This is a genomic window from Streptomyces sp. PTL18 (assembly GCF_059510295.1).
Genome location: NZ_JCAJZO010000032.1, coordinates 1 through 18,531, shown reverse-complemented (window position 1 = coordinate 18,531; position 18,531 = coordinate 1). Strand labels below are relative to the sequence as shown.

Genomic DNA, 18,531 nt, shown 5'->3' with positions numbered 1-18,531 from the left:
GCGGTGACCGGCCGAGCGCCCTGGCGGCGGATCCGGCCGGTCCCGGGGGGTGCGGGCAGCGCGGTCAGTGCAGCTGGTCGAGTGCCTGCTGGAAGGCGGTACCGTGTCGGGCTTCGTCCGCGGCGGTGTCGCGGAAGTAGCGGGCGGCGGCGGTGTCACCGGCGGCGGTGGCCCGGGCGGCGAACCCCGGGTACAGGTTGGTGGCCTCGTTGTGCTCCCCGGTGACGGCCTTGCGCAGGTTCTCCTTGGTGCTGCGCACCAGCCCGGCCAGCACCGCTTCGCCGGCGAAGTGTTCGTGCAGTTCCACCGCGGCTGTGCCCTCGAACAGGCGGGCCAGCGCGGCGTTGCCGGTCTGCTTCGCGCGCGCGGCGAACAGCATGTACTTGGCGTGGGCCAGCGCCTCGCCGTGCATCGCGGTGTCCAGATTGGCCTTCGTACGGGCGGCCTTCACCTTCGGCATCCCCGCGGGCACCGACACGGTGTCGGCCTTCGGCGGTGCCGGAATCGTGCCACGGCCGGTGGTCACGACCGTGAGCGCGGTGCGGAAGGCATCACGGTGGCGACCCTCGTCCCCGGCGATCTCGGTGAACAGCTCGGCGGCGTCCAGGTCCCCGTCCTTGCGTGCCTGGTCTGCGAAACCGCGGTACATGACCTGGTGCTCGTACGTCTCGCCGTTGATGGCCTGGCGCAGGTCGGCAGCGTTCGTGCCGACCACTCCGGCCATGGTGGCCGCCTCTGCCAGGTGCTCGTTCAGCTCGGTCTGCGCTGTGCTGCGGAAGAGCCCGCCGATGGCGGGGCGACCCTCGCGGTCGGCTTGAGCGCCGAAGAGGTTGTAGGACGCGTAGGCGAACGCCTCGCCCTTCATGGCGGTGGTGAGGTCGGCGAGGGTCTGCGGGCGCAGAGCCCGGGCAGCGGCGTGCGTCGCCGAGTGGGGCTCGGCCGGCGAGGCGAGGGCCAGGGCCGCGGCCCCCTGGGACGTGGCACCCAGGGTGCACAGGCCGACCAGGAGCGTGCGTATCGAGTGGTGCAACATGATGTCCTCCTCCAGGGGCCTCTCGGAGAGGAGCGCCCCTCCCTCATACGAGCGGGGAGTGCGTGCCCCTGCCTCCTCACGTAACCCACCCGAGTGATTACTCTTGGTCACACGACTCGACGTGGCCGCGCGGTTCCGGGCGCGCGCCGCCCCTTGAGCCGACGCGCCACTGCTGCCGCCACTCCGTAGCCTGTGTGACGGTGGAGACGGAGCCCACCGCTCCATGGACCGCGCCGCAGGCCGGGGCTCCGGCACGAGACCGGCGCCGGCGCGCACACCGTCGTACGCAGCGGAGAACCGCTGGTGGGAGGAGTCGCCGGAGTGACGGGCTCGACCTGGCAGTACGAGGGCTACACGCCTGCCGAGGAACGCCTGCGGGAGTCCCTGTGCACGCTGGGCAACGGTTACTTCGCCACCCGGGGGGCGCTGCCCGAGTGCGCGGCGGACGACGTGCACTACCCGGGCACCTACGCGGCCGGCTGCTACAACAGGCTCACCTCACAGGTGGCGGGCCGCCGGGTCGAGAACGAGGACATGGTCAACCTTCCCAACTGGCTGCCGCTGCGCTTCCGCCTCACCGGGCGGCAGTGGCTGACGCCGGACACGGGCACGGTGCTGGACCACCGCCAGATACTGCGTCTGTCCTCGGGCCTGCTGGAGCGCCGCACCCGGTACGGGCTCGGCGGCGGGCGTACGCTCACCGTGCGCCAGCAGCGCCTGGTGCACATGGCGGACCCCCACCTCGCCGCCCTCCGCACCGAGTTCACCGCGGAGGGCGCCGCCGTCGCCCTTCAGGTCGAGGCCGCTCTGGACGGCGGTGTCACCAATGCCGGGGTGGCGCGCTACCGAGACCTGGAGGGCCGCCACCTCACCCATGTGCACACCGGTACCGACGCACCGGACACCGTCTGGCTGCGCTGCCGCACCCGCACCTCCGACATCCGGATCGGCCTCGCCGGCAGACTGACCACCCCCGCGCCCGTCGTCATCGGGCACCCGTTCCCCCGCGCCGTCCAGAGCCTGCGCCTCGACCTGGACCCCGGCCGGACCGTCACCGTCGACAAGACCGTAGCCCTGCACACCTCCCGCGACCCCGCCATCAGCGACCCGCTGCAGGCCGCGATCGACCGCGTTCGCCACGCCCCCGGCTTCGACGCACTGCTGGAAAGCCACCGCACCGCCTGGCGGCTGCTGTGGCGACGGGCCGACCTCGACATCCCCGGAGAGGCCGGCCGCGTGCTGCGGCTGCACCTCTTCCACATCCTGCAGACCCTCTCGCCGCACACCGCCGACCTCGATGTGGGCGTGCCCGCCCGTGGTCTGACCGGGGAGGCCTACCGGGGGCACGTCTTCTGGGACGAACTGTTCGTACTGCCGTACCTCAACCTGCACTTCCCGGAGGTCTCCCGGGCCCTCCTCCACTACCGCCACCGTCGCCTCGACCGGGCCCGGGACGCGGCGCGCGCGATCGGCAGGCGAGGGGCGCTGTACCCGTGGCAGAGCGGCAGCGACGGGCGCGAGGAGTCCCAGGAGCTGCACCTGAACCCGCGCTCCGGACGCTGGCTGCCCGACCACAGCCGGCTCCAGCGACACGTCGGCTCCGCCGTGGCGTACAACGTGTGGCAGTACTGCGAGGCCAGCGGCGACGCCGAGTTCCTGCACACCAAGGGCGCGGAGATGCTCCTGCAGATCGCCCGCTTCTGGGCGGACTCGGCCGGCTACGACGAGAGCCTCGGACGGCACCGCATCCGCGGCGTGGTCGGCCCCGACGAGTACCACGACGCCTACCCCGGCGCGGGCGAACCCGGCCTGGACGACAACGCGTACACCAACGTCACCGCGGCCTGGGTGCTCACCCGCACCCTGGAACTGGTGCGCACCCTCCCCGAACCCCGGCGCCTGGAACTCGTCGAGCGCACCGGGCTGAACGACGGTGAACTCCAGCGGTGGGAGGAGGTCTCCCGCACGCTCCACGTGCCGTTCCACGACGACGTCATCAGCCAGTTCGAAGGCTACGGCGACCTCGCCGAACTCGACTGGGACCGATACCGGAAGCGGTACGGCGACATCCGGCGCCTCGACCGGATCCTGGAGGCGGAGGGCGACACCGTCAACCGCTACCGCGCCTCCAAGCAGGCCGACGTCCTCATGCTCGGCTACCTGTTCGCACCGGCGGAGCTGCGGGCCCTCTTCACCCGCCTGGGTCATCGGCTGGACGAGGACACCTGGCGGCGCACCGTCGACTACTACCTCGCCCGCACCAGCCACGGCTCCACCCTCAGCGGCCTGGTCCACGGCTGGGTACTGGCCCGTACGCGGCGCGCCGAGGCATGGGCGTTCTGCCAGGAGACCCTGCGTGGCGACATCGCCGATGTGCAGGGCGGCACCACCGGGGAGGGCATCCACCTCGGCGCCATGGCAGGCACCCTCGACTTCGTCCAGCGCGGACTGACCGGCCTGGAGACCCGCCACGGCGCGCTGTGGCTCGACCCCGTGCCCCTGCCCGAGCTGTCGTCGTACGGGTTCGCCATCCGCTACCAGGGGCACTGGGGCGTGCGGCTGCGGCTGGAGCGCGGCCTGCTGGAGATCACGGTGCCGCCGTCCGACCGTTCCGCCATCGACGTCCGGCTGCCGGACCGCGCGGTGTGCCTCCAGCCGGGAGAGACGGGCCGGTTGGTCGTCCGGGAGTGATGCCGGGGTCGTCCCTGACCACAGGCAGGGCACCAGCGTCCTGACCCTCCGTGACCTGTGCGGATCACTGCGAGGAGGTTCGAGGAACCTCTGTCTGACGGGGCCCGGCGGTGCCGGTCGTGTGCGGTGCGACCGCGGGCGGACGACGGACCGTCCCCGGTCGCCGCAGCCGGGTGACGGTGCTGAAACGTGCCGCGCGGCGGCGCAGGTGCCGGTGCCCGAGGGCCGGTTGCGGCCGGGCCGGTGCGCGGGCCGCCCGGTAGAAGACCCGCTTGCCGATCTCCACGAGCAGGAGGTAGACGACGACCATGGCACCCACCGCGGCGAAGAAGCCGCTCGGCAGGAGCTGGAAGCCGAGGATGCGGGCCGGCGGGGTGGCGGGAAGGGCGGCGCCGAGGGCGACGACGCCCAGCGCCGTCAGTGTCAGGGGCAGGCTGGGGCGGCTTCGCCAGAAGGGGATGCGGCGGGTGCGGATGGCGAAGACCACCAGGGTCTGTGTGGCGAGGGACTCCACGAACCAGCCGGTGTGGAACTGGGCCGCGTCGGCGTGGAAGATCCTCAGCATCACCGCGAAGGTCGCGAAGTCGAACAACGAGCTGATCGGTCCGAAGCACACCATGAAGCGCCGGATGAAGGCGATGTCCCAGTGCGCCGGCCGTCGTACCTGCTCCCCGTCGACCTCGTCGGTGGGGATGGCGAGCTGGCTGGTGTCGTACAGAAGGTTGTTGAGAAGGATCTGGGACGGCAGCATCGGCAGGAAGGGCAGGAACAGTGAGGCGCCTGCCGCGCTGAACATGTTGCCGAAGTTGCTGGACGTACCCATCAGTACGTATTTGATGGTGTTGGCGAAGATCCGCCGCCCCTCCGCGACCCCGTCCGCCAGGACCCCGAGGTCCTTCTCCAGAAGGATCACGTCGGCCGCGTCCTTGGCCACGTCCGTGGCCGAGTCCACCGAGATGCCGACGTCGGCGGCGTGCAGCGCGAGCGCGTCGTTGACGCCGTCACCGAGGAAGGCGACGTCGCCCCCGGTCCGCCGCTGGGTACGTACGATGCGGGCCTTGTGCTCGGGGCTGACCCGGGCGAACACCGTGGTGTGCCGGATGGCGGTGGTGAGCTGGTCGTCGTTCATGGCGTCCAGGTCCGTCCCGGTCAGCACACCGACATCGCTCAGGCCCAGGTCGTGGCAGACCCTGGCGGCCACCGCCGGGTTGTCCCCGGTGACGACCTTCACGGTGATCCCCAGGGCGTTCAGCCGTTCGACCGCCTCGGCCGCCTCGGGCTTGGGCGGATCGAGGAAGACCAGCAGTCCGGCCAGGCGGAGGTCGCGCTCGTCGGCGGCCGTGAGGGCGGTGACCGCCCGGGTGGGCCGGGTCGCCACGGCCACCACACGGTTGGCGGCGGCGAACTCGGCGTCCAGCACCTGACGGGCCGTCGCGGGTACCTCCGTGCAGCGTTCCAGCACCGCCTCGGGGGCGCCTTTGGTGATCAGCGAGGTCGCACCGTCGGGATCGGTGACCGAGACGGAGGCCATCCGCCGCTCATGGTCGAAGGGCAGGACCCCGACCCGCTTCCAGGTCCTGACGGCCGAACGCAGGGAAACAGCGGCCGGAGAGTCCCACAAGGCGGCGTCCAGCGGATTGCCGCCCACCGGTCGTCCCCGGCCGTCGATCTCCGTCTCCGTGCACAGCAGCCCCAGGCGCAGCACCTCCTCCGGCGAGGCACCGCCGAGGGGCACGGCCCGCATGAAGTCGATGCGGCCCTGGGTCAGCGTCCCGGTCTTGTCGGTGAACAGCACATCCACATCGCCGAGGTCCTCGATGCACACCAGCCGCTTGACCAGCACCTTGCGCCGGCTCATCCGCCGCGAGCCCGCGGCCAGGCTGGTGGAGACGACCGCGGGCAGCAACTGCGGAGTGATACCGACCGCGATGGCCAGCGAGAACAACAGGGCGTCGATGAGCGGCTTGTGCAGGGCGACGTTGATGATGAAGATCGACGTGGTCAGCGCAGCGGCGACGTACACCAGCAGCATGGAGAACCGGCGCAGCCCCACCTGGAACTCGGTCTCCAGCTGGTGGCCGCTCAACCCGGCGGCGATCTTTCCGAACTCGGCCTCCGCACCGGTGGCGACCACCACCCCGCGGCCGCTTCCGGAGTGCACCACGGTGCCCATCAGGGAGCATCCGGACAGATCCGCCAGCCCCGTGCCGGCCGGCACGGGGGCGGTGTCCTTGGCGGCCGGCAGCGACTCGCCGGTCAGCACCGACTCGTTGCACTCCAGCCCGGAGACATCGAGCAGCCGCAGATCGGCCGGCACGATGTCGCCCAGCCGCAACTCCACCACGTCACCCGGCACCAGCCGGGTGACCTCCACCTCCTGCGGACGACCGTCACGCAGCACGACCGCCCGGTGACGGATCTTCGCGTGCAGCGACTGGGCGGTCTTCTCCGCCCGGTACTCGTTGACGAAGCCCAGACCGACGGAGAGCGCCACGATCACACCGATGATCAGGGCATCGCTGCGATCACCGACGAAATAGGAGACGAAGGCGGCGGCCAGCAGCAGTCCCAGCAGCGGGGACCGCAGCTGGTGCCACAGGACGAGCCAGCCCCGGGCCCGGTGCGAGTGGACCGCGTTGGGCCCCCAGCGCCTCAGCCGCCGTTCCGCCTCCTCCGATGACAGACCGCCGCCGGACACCCCGAGATCGCACAGCACCTCCGCAGTGGACCGGGTGGCCGCCGCAGCGGCACGCCCAGCGGTCCTGGACCGCTGGGGGGCGGTGGTCACCATCGCTGACCGCCTGCCGTGTCCCCGCCCGGCCCCACAGGGAGACGCACCCACGCCGCACCCGGCCCCGAGGGGCCGGCACACACCCACAGATCCAACGGGCCCCTCATCGTGAGTGCGGGGCACGGACGCGCTGATACCGGTGTCACAGCTCCACCTTCGGGCCGCTGCCGCCCACCCCCAAGGGGCCGTCCGGGCCCTGTCTCCGGGACCTGCGGCGCAGAGCCGGAGGTCGAGGGTTCTCCAGGGCCGTTGGTCCCCGGTCCGGGCGCTGTGGGAAGGGACCTTCGGGACCCCGGCGTGGGCTGTTCGCCCTCTGCGATCAAGGAGTGCACGCGGTGGACTGGAGGGGCCGACAGCGGCAACGACAGTGCAGGAGGCACGGCGATGGCGACACTCTCACGCAGGCAGAGGTTCCCGTTCCCGGAGATTCCCGAGTGGTTCGAGTCGTTCCCCGCGCGTTTCGGGATGCCCACGGCGGGCGACCTCTCCGCGCTGCGGATCGAGGACTACAGGGAAGGCGACCGCTACGTGATGCGGGCGGAGCTTCCGGGCGTCTCGCCCGAGGACATCGACGTCTTCATCAGCGAAGGCGTGCTGACCGTCAAGGCCGAACGCACCGAGCGCGATGTGGAGAAGAACCGCAGCGAGATCCGCTACGGCTCCCTGAGCCGCAGCGTCACCCTCCCACCCGGCGCCGACGAGGACGACGTCAGGGCCGACTACGGCGACGGCATGCTGACCGTCAGTGTGGGACTGGGCCGCCAGAAGGCCGAGGCGAAGCGCATCGAGGTCAGGCATGGTGAGTGAGCGTGCCCCCGCGGACCGCACGTCCCGGCGCCTCGGGCGGTGACTCCGAGAAGGGGGCCGAGGGATGAGACACCGCAGTGTGGGCGATCTGATGACGCCGACTGCCGTGAGCGTGCGACCGCAGACCACGGTCAAGGAGATCGCGCGGCTCCTCGACGAGTACGACGTCACCGCGGTTCCGGTGGTCGACGACGACGGCCGGCCGGTCGGGGTGGTGTCCGAGGCGGACCTGATCCGCAAGCAGATGTCCGCCGGCGTCGGGAGCAGCGCCCGGGAGCTGATGACGAGCCCCGCCGTGGTCGCCGAGCCGGGGTGGAACGCGGTGCGCGCGGCACGAACCATGGAGTGTCGCAAGGTCAAGCGGCTGCCCGTGGTGGACGGCGGCGGACGGCTCATCGGGGTGCTCAGCCGCAGCGACCTGGTGCAGCTCTTCCTCCGCAGGGACCGCGCGATCCAGGAGGAGATCCTCGAGGACGTCATCGTCCGGACGCTCGGCCTGGCTCCCTCCTCGCTGACCGTCGAGGTCACCGACGGCAGGGTCACGCTCAGCGGCACGGTGGAGCGCAGGAGCACGGTCCCGGTCGTCGTGCGGCTGTGCGAGAGCGTCGACGGCGTGGTGGACGTGGTCGACCGGCTCGGCTTCGAACGGGACGACACCGCGCAGGAGACTGCTCCGTAGCGGGGCGGGTCCGGTCGGGCTCGTCCGCGACCGGTTCCGCCGCGGTACGGCCGTGGCATGCTCGGCGGCGCCGGCCGCCGCACGGCGGGGCCCACCGTACGACGTGCGCTGGGGCAGGGGAGGGGTGACGCTGTACTTCCCGGGAGCGGACGCGTGCGTCAAGCACCCGGGTGTACGCGCTGCATGCCCTGAACGCGGCTCATGACGGCTCGCATTCAGGCAGAACGGCTGGAGTTGACCATGGCCCGACCTGATGCCCGCCCGCCGATCGTGGTCGGTGTGGACCCCGACCCCGCGAAGCGGATGGTGCTGGCCTGGGCGGCCGACGAGGCCGCACGGCGGGGGGTGCCCCTCCGACTGGTGCACGCCGAGAGCGTGCCGACCGTCGGGTTCGGGCGAGGGGAGGTACCGCCCTCATGGGAGGCGTGGAACGAGGCGCTGCACCGGGCCGGCGAGCGTGTGCTGAAGGAGGCGGTGTCCTTCGTGGAGGCCCGGCAGCCGCAGGTGAGGGTGTCCGGGCTGCTGGCAGAGGGGAACCCGGCGTGGGTCCTGCGGGAGGAGAGTCGTCAGGCCACGGCCGTCGTGCTGGGCTCGTGGCACCTCAGCCGAGCGCGGGAGGTGTTCGGCTCCACCTCCGTCGTCGTCCCCGTCATGGCGCATGCCCGCTGCCCGGTGGTCGTGGTACCGGAGCCGGAGCACGTCACCCAGCAGCCCGCGCACTTCGTCGTGGGCGTGGACGGCAGCCCGCATTCCGCCGCCGCCGTCGACTTCGCGTTCCAGGAGGCCGCCTTGCGTGGCGCCGCCCTGCGCGCGCTGCTGGTGTGGCAGCCCGGGCCGTTGCACTGGATGTTCGACGAGCAGGCGGAGCAGCAGGAGCACCGACGGGTGCTGTCCGAAGCCGTCGCCGGGCGCCGCGCGGCGTACCCGGACGTGGAACTGCATCACGAACTCGTCAGCGGCCATCCGGTGGAGGCGCTGGCCGAGGCATCCGCCCACGCTCTCGGCCTGGTGGTGGGGACCCGCGGTCGTGGCGGCTTCGCCGGCATGCTGCTCGGCTCGGTGAGCCAGGGCGTGCTGCACTACGCCCGTTGTCCCGTCATCGCCGTCCCGCACGCCTCGGCGTGAGCCGTGAACACGAAGTCAGGTGGCCGTGGCGGGCGGCGGGAGACGAGGGCGGTGCCGGCTCGGCAGGGCCGGCGTCTGCTGGAGTCCGGACTCCCGGTGGCGACCGCAGGCACTCTGCCCGCCGGTGGGATCGCGTGGCTGCCGGGCCGCCGCGATGTCGCCGGTGCCTGCTGGGCGGCCGGCCCCGCGCCGGCCCGCGTGCCCGCGGCCGCCCGGGTGGTGGGCGATCTGCGCGGGGGACGGGCCGGCGTCGATGTGACACGGTGCCGGCACCGGCGGGAACCCTGGCGGTCGGCGAGTACCCGAGGGCGGCCCTGGGCGTGGACGACGCAGGCCACGTACGCGCCGGGCAACCGCCCACCGGAGGAACACGAGCTCTACCCCCGCGCCGGACCGGCGACTCGGCCCGGAGACCACCGACACAGCACGCGCCGCGCCCACGCGGGGACCGAACGCCTGGCGGAGCACATCGCCACCCACGTGCGCCTCGCCGACGGGGAAGAGGGCTCCGGCCGGAGCAGCTCGACGACCCGCGCGCCCGGCTGTACGGCCTCCCCGGTGCGCCTGCATTTCGCGCAGGAGAGCTGCGTCTCGCCGGCGCAGTGCCCGTTCATTGACGGCTCACGGCAACTCCGGTACGACGGCCACCGGGCACTGGGCGTGGTGGAGCAGCGTGTGTCCCACCCTGCCCAGGCGGAGTGCATGGGGGTCGTGGCCGCGGCGGGCCCCGATGACCACGAGGTCCGCGGCGGCCGAGCGGTGCAGCAGCACCTTGTGGGCGGGCCCCTCGACCGTGGTCCTCTTCACCCGGGCGTCCGGGTGATCGGCCGCCGGGTCCTGCAGCAGGGCGTCGATCAACGTGGACGCGCGCTCCTGTTGGTAGAGCGCCGGATCCCCGGTGAGCAGGGGGTGCTGCGGGGGTTCGTGCGCCGGACGGCGCCAGGCACGGACGACATCGAGGACACAGTGGCGCACCTCGGCCTCCCGAAGCGCGAACCGCGCCGCCGCACCGCTCGTGCCGGGTTCGCCGGCGCCGAGCAGGATCCGCTCGTGGCTGCCCCGAAGTCCCGCCTCGTCACCGCGGACGACGATCACGGCTCCGTAGGCGCGGCCCGCGACCGCCAGACTGACCGTGCCGAGGAGCAGCCCCTGCAACTCGCCACGGCCACGGCATCCCGTCACCACGGCGGTGGCGTTGCCACTCTCGCGCAGGAGGGCGTCCACCGGGTCCTCGGGCAGCACCTCCGCGGTGACCTCCACGTCCGGGCAGCGGCGTCGGGCGCGTTCCGCCGCGGTGGTGACGACGATGTCCGTCAGCACCTGGTGGGCCGGCTTCTCCAGACCGGCCGAGGGCAGGACACGGTCGTAACGCTCCCACAGGGACGCGTACACGACCCGCAGAGGCAGGCCGTGCCGAGCTGCCTCGTCGGTCGCCCAGTCCACCGCGAGGAGGCTGGAGTCCGATCCGTCGACGCCCACGACCACGGGCAGTCCCATGCCCTCACCGCCTTTCCCTCAGTCCGGGCCTCTCTTCATCCCGGGCTTTCCTCAGTCCGGGGAACCCGCGCAGGACCAGGTACTGCCACCATCACGCCGACCAGGGGCCACAGGAAGGGCATGTTGCCCTCTTCGGTGCGGCATTCGGCCCAACCCGCCCCGTGCAGGGGGTACACGTCCGCGTCCGGAAGACACGGGTCCGCATGGTCCTCCAAGAGGTCCGAACGGCCCTACCCGGCGTCCCGGGCGCCCCACAGTCTGGAAGGCGATCAACCATCCGGACCGCTTCCGGAGGGGGCTCAGTGACCGCACCGCCCTTGGACGTGTCCGTCATCACCGCATTGGTCGAAGACGCGACGGCCGCCCCGTCTCAGCACAACGCACAGCCCTGGAGATTCCGGTTCCTCGCTGGCAGGGGCGTTCTCCAGCTGTACGCCGACCCAGAACGCACCCTCCCGAAGACCGACCCCGACGGGCGCGGCATGCACGTGGGCTGCGGTGCCGCGCTGTTCAACCTGCGGGTGGCCGCGGTGGCGGCGGGCCGGGAACCCGCCACCCGGCTCCTGCCCGACGCGTCCGCTCCCGAGCTGCTGGCCGAGGTGGACCTCACGGGCGACGCACGCCCCGGCGACGATCTCGCCCTTCTCCGCCCGGCGATCCACCGGCGCCACACCAGCCGGCATCCCTTCCGTGAGGACGACATCCCGGCTGCCCTGAGGGACGGACTGTGCGCGGCGGCCCGCCTCGAAGGCGCCCGGCTCGTGTTCCCCGACGCCTGGCACGTGCGATCGGTCCTGGACCTGGTGCGCGACGCCGAGGGCCGGGAGGCACGCGACCCCGGTGTGCGGGGCGAGACGGCCCGTTGGGCCCGGACCGAGCCCGCCGGCGATACCACGACGTCGGACGGGATCCCCGCCGAGGCGTTCGGCCCCCGCCAGTGGGGAGCCGGCTCCCCCGTACGGGACTTCGCCGCCGGCCGTGAAGTTCCCGGGCGCGGTTGGGCCCCGTTCGAGAAGCGGCCTCGGATCGCACTGCTGGGTACGGCGCAGGACCGGCCGCTGGACTGGCTGCGGGCGGGCCAGGCGCTGGAGCGGGTCTGGCTCCAGGCCACCCTGGACGGCCTCGTCGCCTCTCTGACCTCCCAGGCCCTCGAATGGCCCGAACTGCGGTGGGTGGTGCGGGACCCGACGACGGCCATGGGACACGTGCAGATGGTGATCCGCCTCGGATACGGCCCCGAGGGCGCCCCGACTCCGCGGCGACCCGTGGCCGACGTGCTCGACATCGTCTGACCGCTCACCCGCGCCGCGAACCCCTTTCCACAGCCACGAGGCCTGTGATCACGCCTGGAAGGAGTGGAGACATGCAGCACCGAACAGTCGCCGAGGTCATGACGCACAGCGTCGTCACGGCACGCCCCCTCTGGTCCTTCAAACAGATCGCCCAGTTGTTGCGCGACAACGACGTCACGGCCGTCCCCGTCGTCGACGACGAGGGGCGCCCCCTCGGTGTCGTGTCGGAGGCGGACCTGCTGCGCAAGGCGGCGAGCCTGCCGGACCCGGAGGGACGGCCGATCGGACACCGGCTGGGGCCGGAGGAGCTGGCACGCGCCGGTGCCGAGACCGCGGAAGCGATGATGAGCACACCCGCGGTGATGGCACGTCCGGGCTGGAATGTCGTCGAGACGGCAAGAACCATGTACCGGCACAAGGTGAAGCGGCTGCCCGTGGTCGACGAGACCGGCAGGCTCGTCGGGATCGTCAGCCGGTCGGATCTGCTGCGACCGTTCCTGCGCAGCGACACGGCGATCAGCGACGAGATCCACCAGGACGTGCTGCGGGCGACCCTGGGTCTTCCCTCGGACGCCGTGCAGGTCGACGTGCGGGACGGCGTGGTGACGCTGAAGGGCCGGGTCGAGGAGAGAACGCTGCTTCCGGTCATCGAGCGTCTGTGCCGTTCCGTGGACGGCGTGGTCGCCGTGCACCAGTCCATCGGCTACGTGTACGACGACTTCGGACCCGACCTCGAGCCGCCACGGCTGCCGGGCAGGGGAGGCAGCAGCCACGAAACATCCGCTCACCGCCGGTGGAGGTGATGACCGCCGCGCAACCGGGGGAGCCGTCGGGATCTGATCGATGCCTGGGCCGGTGGGGCTCAGCGGCTTCCAGTTCGCTCGCTGGCCGGACTCGGCGTGGGCCATGCGGTCGTCCCTGCCCGGCCAGGACTTCGCGGGTACGTCCGTCGGCCCGCTGAGGTCTCTGCCCCTGACCTGCCGCCGCCCGTCGGCCGGCGGTGCGACGGCGGAAGGCACTCACCCCACTGGCCCGCTCCTTCGCAGACCTGGTCGGACAGCAGCGCGGGGCGGCCACCGAGAACCCACGCAGCAGCAGTGGCCGACGACGTGACCGATCTCGGCCCGCCGATGCCGGCACAGCACCGGCTTTCGACCGGACGGCGACCAGGCACCGGGGACTACCTGACCGAGTGCCTGAAGGCCCCCCAGGCGCCCCGGCACTCCTCGACCGAGGTGACGCCGCGAAGGATTTCCGGTGCCGACGCCTCGGAAAGCATGCGTTGACGCCGTCTTGCCCCCCACCCGTCGGCATCCGGGAGCAGGTGGCCCACCTATCGGTGCCCGAGATCGCGCCCACCCACCGTCGGACGGAAGCAGGCATGGACGATTTTGCCATCGGGGCAGGGCCGTGCCTGCCATTCGTCGGCGAGGGCGTCCACCAGCAGCATGCCTCGCCCGCCCAGCCGCTGGGTGCTCGGTGGACGAGGGGCGGGCAGGTCCGTGGAGTTGTCGTGCACGGCGACGTGGAGACAGTGTGTGTCCCAGGTCAGCATCAGCTGCGCGGAGCTGCGCGCGTGCAGGTGCGCGTTGGTCACCAGTTCCGAGACGGTCAGGAGTACGGCCTCCACCGTCTGCGGCGCGCTCTCGGTCCAGCCCAGCGACTCCAGATGTGTGCGCGCCCAGTCCCGAGCCGTCTTCACCTCGCTGTTCAGCGGCATGGAGCGTGCCCACCCCACCGCCTTCACCGACGAACCGCTCACGGGTATCCCTCCCTGTGCCGCTGTGCCCACCCCGAGTACCCGTTCGGTAGGCCTTGACGCCAGGCCCGCCGCGACGTCACCTCGTTCCGTCGGCCGGCGTGTTCGGAGGACCGTCAGCCGGCTGGAACCACCGGCTCGTAGCAGGGGCCGGCGGCGCCCGCGATGCCGACGCGAACGGCCCCCGCGACATGCACCACCTGCTGCCGCACCGCACGCTGAGAAGGACCCCACCCCGTCGCACAGCGCCGAGTGCGCCGAGGCCGGTCCCCGCACCCGGGGAGAGGTGAGGGCGCCGGCCGCCGCACGAGGTTGCGAGGGCCGGGGCACGCCGCTCGGCGGCCCCTTCCGGTCAGCTCGTCAGGTGGCGCTGGATCCAGTCGGCCGAGGCCCTGCGGAAGGTGCGGCGGTTGTCCGCGCGCTGGAAGTAGTGACCCTCCTGGTGCAGGATGAGGAGTTCCGCCTCCAGTCCGCGTTCCCTTGCGGCACGGACGAACTGGCGTGATTCGTCCGGCGGCACGTTCGTGTCGTGTTCGCCGTGGACGGCCATGACCGGCACGCGCAGCGCGTCGATCCGGCTCATCGGCGACAGGGCACGCAGCAGATCCCGGTCGCGTTCGGGGTGTCCGTACTTGTGGGCCGCCGACTGCGCGAGCCACGGCTCGGTGCCGGCGAAGAACGTGGTGAAGTCCGACATGCCGCAGACCGCGACGCCGGTGCGGAAGAGGTCCGGATGCCACACCAGGGAAGCCATCACCAGGTAGCCGCCGTAGGAGTGGCCCATCACAGCGAGTCGGCGGGGGTCGGCGAGGCCCGCCACGACGATATGGGCCGCGCAGTCGGCCACATCGTCGATGGCGGCGAACCGGCCCGCGCCCAGGTCCGCTTCGACGAAGGAACGGCCGTAACCGGAGGAGCCGCGTACGTTCGGGGCGAAGACGTCCAGGCCGCGGCCCAGCAACTCGTGGTAGAGGGGATCGAACACCGGGCGTTCCTGATCCTCCGGGCCGCCGTGCAGATGCACGACACAGGGAGCCGGTTCCCCTGCCGGGCGGCCCGGTGCACGGTAGTACCAGCCGCCCAGGGCCAGTCCGTCACGGGCGACGGGGCGCATCGCCACGGGCCGTACGGGCCGGTGGCTTCCCGGAGCCACGTCCTCGTCGGCGGAGGACCACCGGGTGCGCAGGACGGCGTCCTGGTGCAGCCACCACACCCCGGGGCGGCGCTGGGACCCGGAGAGAGCTATGACCGGGGCCCCCGGATCGGCGGTGACGGCCACCCGGGTGACGACCTCGTGTGGTAGCGGAATCCTGCGGCCCGGGCCCACCACCACCCCGGCCGGGGCGGTGGCCCGGGACGAGGGGGCGGTGCCCACGGCACCCTCCTGCCCTTCGTACAGGGGGCGGTCGGCCGGGCCCACCTGGAGCAGCGCATCGACCTCCAGCTCGCTGACGCCCCCTGCGTTCCATGCCAGCACCGCACCCGTGCCGTCCCGGTCAAGGGCCCACAGCTCCAGGTCGCAGTCCTCGCGGTGCGCCGCCACCGTCATGGCGCGCCGTTGCCCGCGCGCATCGAGCCGGACGGCGTACAGGACGGCGTATTCCCGGCCGTCGTCGCTGCGCAGCCAAAGGGTCCGGCCGTCCGGTGCGAAAGCCCCGATCCACGGGTCGCCGTCCGCGACCGGAACCCTGCAGGTCACCCGGAGGTCCCCGGTGCGTACGACGAGAGCCTCGCGATGGCCCCGCGGGCCGCGGCGCAGCAGGGCCAGCGTCCCGTCACTGCTCAGGTCGCACAGGCGCAGGGTGGCCGCGCCGCGTTCACTGGCCACCAGAACGGGGGCGGCCGTGCCCTCCGGATCGACGAGGTAGACCGACAGCGTCTTGGACGACGGCTCACCCGCGGACGTGAGCGCCTCAGCCGCGGTCAGGCCCCCGTCAGTGAGGCGGTCGAGGCGGTACGACGGCCCCGTCGGAGCGGACCACGGACCGGTGGGCGGCGGCGCACCGCCGCCCCCGGCGCCCCGGGGAAACGGAACGTGCTCTGCATGGCCGATGGCTGCCGGGTCGGACGCCCGGTCCTCCGGGAAGCCGGTCGCCACGGCTTCGGCGACGGTCACCGCAACGGCCGCCCCGTCGAGCTGCCAGCAGCCCAGGTGCGCCGAGCTGCCCGGCTCGCCGCCCGCCAGGAGCCGCCGCCCGGTGCCGTCGGGACGCACGCATAGCACCCGTGTGTGTTCGCCGCCGCCGGGCGCGGTGGTGTAGGCGATCCAACGGCCGTCGGGGGACCAGGAGACCTCGGTGACCGGATCGGGATCGGCGTCCAGCAGGTGCACCTCGTCGCCGTCGACCGGGCCGGCCCACAGTTGAGGGATACCGGTCCGGTCACAGACGAACGCCACGTTCCGGCCCTGCGGATCCGCCGACGGGTACCAGCATCCGTGCGCCGTGAGGACATGAGGGACCTCAGGGATGGCGGTGCCGGGCAGCGGAAGGGGAGCGGGCGCGGTCTGCGTGATCGCGGACAGGGCGCCTTCGGGCAGCTCCGTGGCGGACACGGCGTGGGCCGTGTCCGCGGCTGCCATGGCGCGTCGGCCGTGCGGGGCCGCCTCACCGGGCGGCGCAGCACCGCCCGCGGGGCGGGGGAGCGGCGTGGCCTGCGGCTCCTCGGAGGCCGGCCGGGCGGCTCCGTACGCCGTGCGCGGCCGTCCGCCGGTCAGCGGATTCCGTGCGTCTGCAGCCATATTTCCAGCGAAGCGACCTGCCACAGCGTGTTCGCCCCCCGCTTGGTGCGGTGCGCGTTGGGCGCCGCCAGCAGTTCGGCGAGGTATTCCTGGCGGAACACACCCCGGTCCCTGGCTTCGGGGGCGATGAGGGCCTCGTGGACCCGCTGCAGTACCGGTCCGGCCATGTGCTTGATCGCCGGGACGGGGAAGTAGCCTTTGGGCCGGTCGACCACCTCCCGCGGCAGGACCTTGCGGCCGGCGGCCTTCAGCACCCCCTTGCCGCCGTCCGCGAGCTTCAGCTCGGGCGGGCAGGCGGCAGCCAGCTCGACGAGCTCGTGGTCCAGGAACGGCACCCGGGCCTCCAGACCCCAGTCCATCGTCATGTTGTCCACGCGTTTGACGGGGTCGTCGACCATCATCACATGGGTGTCCAGACGGAGATCCGCGTCCAGGGCGGTCTCGGCACCGGGGGCCGCCATGTGCCCGCGTACGAAGTCGCCCGAGAGGTCACGGTCGGGAAGCACGGAGGGGTCGAGCATACGGGCGAGCTCGGTGTGCGACCGGTCGAAGTAGGTCTCGATGTACGCGTCGGCCGCCCGTGGCCGGGGCACCCGCGCCATGGCCGGATACCAGTGGTAGCCCGCGAAGACCTCGTCGGCGCCCTGACCGCTCTGCACGACCTTGACCTCCTTCGCCACCTGCTCGGACAGCAGGTGGAAGGCGACCACGTCATGGCTCATCATCGGTTCGCTCATGGCCTGGACCGCTGCGTCCAGCGCCGTGGAGACCCGGTCGGAGGGCACCATCAGCTGGTGGTGTTCGGTGCCGAAGTGTCGCGCCACCATGTCCGAGTAGCGGAACTCCTCGCCCTCCTCGCCTCCTTCGGAGTCGAAGCCGACACTGAACGTGGCCAGGTCGCTCTGCCCTTCCCCGGCCAGCAGCGCGACGATGAGACTCGAGTCCAGTCCGCCCGACAGCAGCACGCCCACCGGCACGTCGGCGACCATCCGGCGGCGTACGGCGGTGCGCAGCGCCTCGAGGACCGCGTCCGCCCAGTCCCCGGCCGCAAGCTCGGCGTACTCGGGGCGACGGGTGTAGTCGGGCTGCCAGTAGCAGCGGTCCTGGCGCGTGCCGTCCGGTTCGATGACGCGGACGGTGGCCGGCGGTAGTTTGCGCACCCCGTTCAGGATGGTGCGCGGCGCGGGAACGGTGGCGTGCCAGCTGAGGTACTGGTGCAGTGCGACCGGGTCGAGGGAGGTGTCCACGCCGCCGGCGGCCGACAGTGCGGGCAGCGCGGAGGAGAACCGGAGCCGTCCGGGCGTCTCGGCCAGATACAGCGGCTTGATGCCGAGCCGGTCACGGGCCAGGACCACGCGTCCGCTGTCCAGCTCCACGAGCACGAAGGCGAACATACCGTGGAAGTGCTCGACGCAGGAGCTGCCCCACTCCTGGTACGCCTTGATCACGACCTCGGTGTCGGAGTCGGAGAAGAACTGGTGGCCCAGTTCCCGCAACTCGTCGCGCAGTTCGCGGTAGTTGTAGACGCAGCCGTTGAAGACGCCGACGAGGCGTGACCGCGGGTCTGCCATCGGCTGGGCGCCGCTCTCCGACATGTCGATGATCTTCAAGCGGCGGTGGCCGAGCGCGACAGGACCCTGGGACCACAGTCCCCGGCCGTCCGGCCCGCGGGGAGCCAGCCGGTCGGTCATGCGCTCGACCGCCGCCAGATCGGGTTCTTCGCCGTCGAAGCGGATCTCGCCGCTGAGCCCGCACATCAGGAGGACCTCCTTTGCGTAAGGCCGACACGTGCCGCACACAGCACCGCGCCCCGGGCGGCCCGGGGGCCGGGCCGCCCGGGGAAGGACGTCCGTTCCCGGGCTGCGGCGCCCGGTTCGGCGGCGGACGAGGGCGGGGGAGGAGGGATACGGAACATTGGGGTACTGACTCTCCTGGGATACGAGCCCGGGTGCACGTCCGGAGACGGGGCACGGGAAGGGCGCCCTGTGCACCGTGCGACGGGGGGCCGGCCGGGCCGCCGTGGTGACGGGGTCGGCAGCCCGCCGCGATGGTGGGAACCGTCGTGTGTTCGCCGGCTCGGAGCCGTTGCTCTCGGTGGTCATCGGTCAGCCGCCCAT

At 72.2% G+C, this 18,531-nt stretch carries 14 protein-coding genes; 8 read left to right on the top strand and 6 right to left on the bottom strand.

Translation table 11 applies throughout. The annotated features are described in order from the left end of the window. Positions 1-64 precede the first annotated feature (64 nt). Entirely contained in the window at positions 65-1,033 is a 969-nt protein-coding gene (locus tag AC5WS8_RS34715; RefSeq protein ID WP_496107501.1) for a ferritin family protein, read from the bottom strand. A 321-nt stretch (positions 1,034-1,354) separates the two neighbouring features. Between AC5WS8_RS34715 and AC5WS8_RS34710 the strand changes: the two genes are divergently transcribed. Then, positions 1,355-3,724 carry a glycoside hydrolase family 65 protein gene (locus tag AC5WS8_RS34710; RefSeq protein WP_496107500.1) on the top strand — a complete coding sequence of 790 codons (2,370 nt, stop codon included), beginning with the start codon at positions 1,355-1,357 and terminating at the stop codon, positions 3,722-3,724. Between the two features lie 64 nt (positions 3,725-3,788). Here the strand turns inward: AC5WS8_RS34710 and mgtA are convergent, their stop codons facing one another. Then, positions 3,789-6,515, bottom strand: a complete 2,727-nt coding sequence (gene mgtA, locus AC5WS8_RS34705) for a magnesium-translocating P-type ATPase (protein WP_496107499.1) — start codon at positions 6,513-6,515, stop codon at positions 3,789-3,791. 384 nt (positions 6,516-6,899) lie between these two features. Between mgtA and AC5WS8_RS34700 the strand changes: the two genes are divergently transcribed. From AC5WS8_RS34700 to AC5WS8_RS34685, 4 genes are all read left to right on the top strand, one after another. Further along, on the top strand, positions 6,900-7,322 hold the full coding sequence (locus AC5WS8_RS34700; protein ID WP_496107498.1) for an Hsp20/alpha crystallin family protein: 423 nt from the start codon (positions 6,900-6,902) through the stop codon (positions 7,320-7,322). Between the two features lie 64 nt (positions 7,323-7,386). Beyond that, positions 7,387-8,001 (top strand): CBS domain-containing protein, encoded by a 615-nt coding sequence (locus tag AC5WS8_RS34695; protein WP_496107497.1) that lies wholly within the window; start codon positions 7,387-7,389, stop codon positions 7,999-8,001. Positions 8,002-8,053: 52 nt separating this feature from the next. Continuing rightward, the gene (locus AC5WS8_RS34690; protein ID WP_496107496.1) at positions 8,054-8,206 is read left to right on the top strand and encodes a DUF1918 domain-containing protein; all 153 of its coding nucleotides are present in this window, start codon (positions 8,054-8,056) and stop codon (positions 8,204-8,206) included. Between the two features lie 35 nt (positions 8,207-8,241). Next, positions 8,242-9,126, top strand: coding sequence for a universal stress protein (locus AC5WS8_RS34685; RefSeq protein ID WP_496107495.1), 885 nt, complete (start codon positions 8,242-8,244; stop codon positions 9,124-9,126). Between the two features lie 621 nt (positions 9,127-9,747). Here AC5WS8_RS34685 and AC5WS8_RS34680 read toward each other — a convergent pair. Next, positions 9,748-10,623: a universal stress protein gene (locus AC5WS8_RS34680; RefSeq protein ID WP_496107494.1), complete on the bottom strand. Its 876-nt coding sequence runs from the start codon at positions 10,621-10,623 to the stop codon at positions 9,748-9,750. 302 nt (positions 10,624-10,925) lie between these two features. On the opposite strand from AC5WS8_RS34680, the gene AC5WS8_RS34675 reads away from it, so the two are divergent. The 3 genes from AC5WS8_RS34675 to AC5WS8_RS34665 all read left to right on the top strand — a co-directional run bounded on the left by AC5WS8_RS34675 (position 10,926) and on the right by AC5WS8_RS34665 (position 13,201). After that, positions 10,926-11,915 (top strand): Acg family FMN-binding oxidoreductase, encoded by a 990-nt coding sequence (locus tag AC5WS8_RS34675; RefSeq protein WP_496107493.1) that lies wholly within the window; start codon positions 10,926-10,928, stop codon positions 11,913-11,915. A 71-nt stretch (positions 11,916-11,986) separates the two neighbouring features. After that, a complete protein-coding gene (locus AC5WS8_RS34670) occupies positions 11,987-12,718 on the top strand; it encodes a CBS domain-containing protein (RefSeq protein WP_496107492.1) in 732 nt (243 codons plus the stop codon). A gap of 294 nt (positions 12,719-13,012) precedes the next feature. Beyond that, positions 13,013-13,201 carry a hypothetical protein gene (locus AC5WS8_RS34665; protein ID WP_496107491.1) on the top strand — a complete coding sequence of 63 codons (189 nt, stop codon included), beginning with the start codon at positions 13,013-13,015 and terminating at the stop codon, positions 13,199-13,201. Between the two features lie 47 nt (positions 13,202-13,248). On the opposite strand, the gene AC5WS8_RS34660 is transcribed toward AC5WS8_RS34665, so the two are convergent. The 3 genes from AC5WS8_RS34660 to AC5WS8_RS34650 all read right to left on the bottom strand — a co-directional run bounded on the left by AC5WS8_RS34660 (position 13,249) and on the right by AC5WS8_RS34650 (position 18,171). Continuing rightward, complete coding sequence (locus AC5WS8_RS34660) at positions 13,249-13,635, bottom strand: ATP-binding protein (protein WP_496107534.1); 387 nt, start codon at positions 13,633-13,635, stop codon at positions 13,249-13,251. Between the two features lie 391 nt (positions 13,636-14,026). Then, a complete protein-coding gene (locus AC5WS8_RS34655) occupies positions 14,027-16,414 on the bottom strand; it encodes an alpha/beta fold hydrolase (protein ID WP_496107490.1) in 2,388 nt (795 codons plus the stop codon). Continuing rightward, positions 16,387-18,171 carry an N-acetylglutaminylglutamine amidotransferase gene (locus tag AC5WS8_RS34650; protein WP_496107489.1) on the bottom strand — a complete coding sequence of 595 codons (1,785 nt, stop codon included), beginning with the start codon at positions 18,169-18,171 and terminating at the stop codon, positions 16,387-16,389. The genes AC5WS8_RS34655 and AC5WS8_RS34650 overlap by 28 nt, the downstream gene beginning before the upstream one ends. Positions 18,172-18,531 lie beyond the last annotated feature (360 nt).

Coding starts and splice junctions, on each gene's coding strand:
- AC5WS8_RS34715 (WP_496107501.1), bottom strand. CDS start 1,033: ATGTTGCACCACTCGATACGCACGCTCCTGGTCGGCCTGTGCACCCTG.
- mgtA (WP_496107499.1), bottom strand. CDS start 6,515: ATGGTGACCACCGCCCCCCAGCGGTCCAGGACCGCTGGGCGTGCCGCT.
- AC5WS8_RS34700 (WP_496107498.1), top strand. CDS start 6,900: ATGGCGACACTCTCACGCAGGCAGAGGTTCCCGTTCCCGGAGATTCCC.
- AC5WS8_RS34695 (WP_496107497.1), top strand. CDS start 7,387: ATGAGACACCGCAGTGTGGGCGATCTGATGACGCCGACTGCCGTGAGC.
- AC5WS8_RS34685 (WP_496107495.1), top strand. CDS start 8,242: ATGGCCCGACCTGATGCCCGCCCGCCGATCGTGGTCGGTGTGGACCCC.
- AC5WS8_RS34680 (WP_496107494.1), bottom strand. CDS start 10,623: ATGGGACTGCCCGTGGTCGTGGGCGTCGACGGATCGGACTCCAGCCTC.
- AC5WS8_RS34670 (WP_496107492.1), top strand. CDS start 11,987: ATGCAGCACCGAACAGTCGCCGAGGTCATGACGCACAGCGTCGTCACG.
- AC5WS8_RS34660 (WP_496107534.1), bottom strand. CDS start 13,635: ATGCCGCTGAACAGCGAGGTGAAGACGGCTCGGGACTGGGCGCGCACA.
- AC5WS8_RS34655 (WP_496107490.1), bottom strand. CDS start 16,414: ATGGCTGCAGACGCACGGAATCCGCTGACCGGCGGACGGCCGCGCACG.
- AC5WS8_RS34650 (WP_496107489.1), bottom strand. CDS start 18,171: ATGTGCGGGCTCAGCGGCGAGATCCGCTTCGACGGCGAAGAACCCGAT.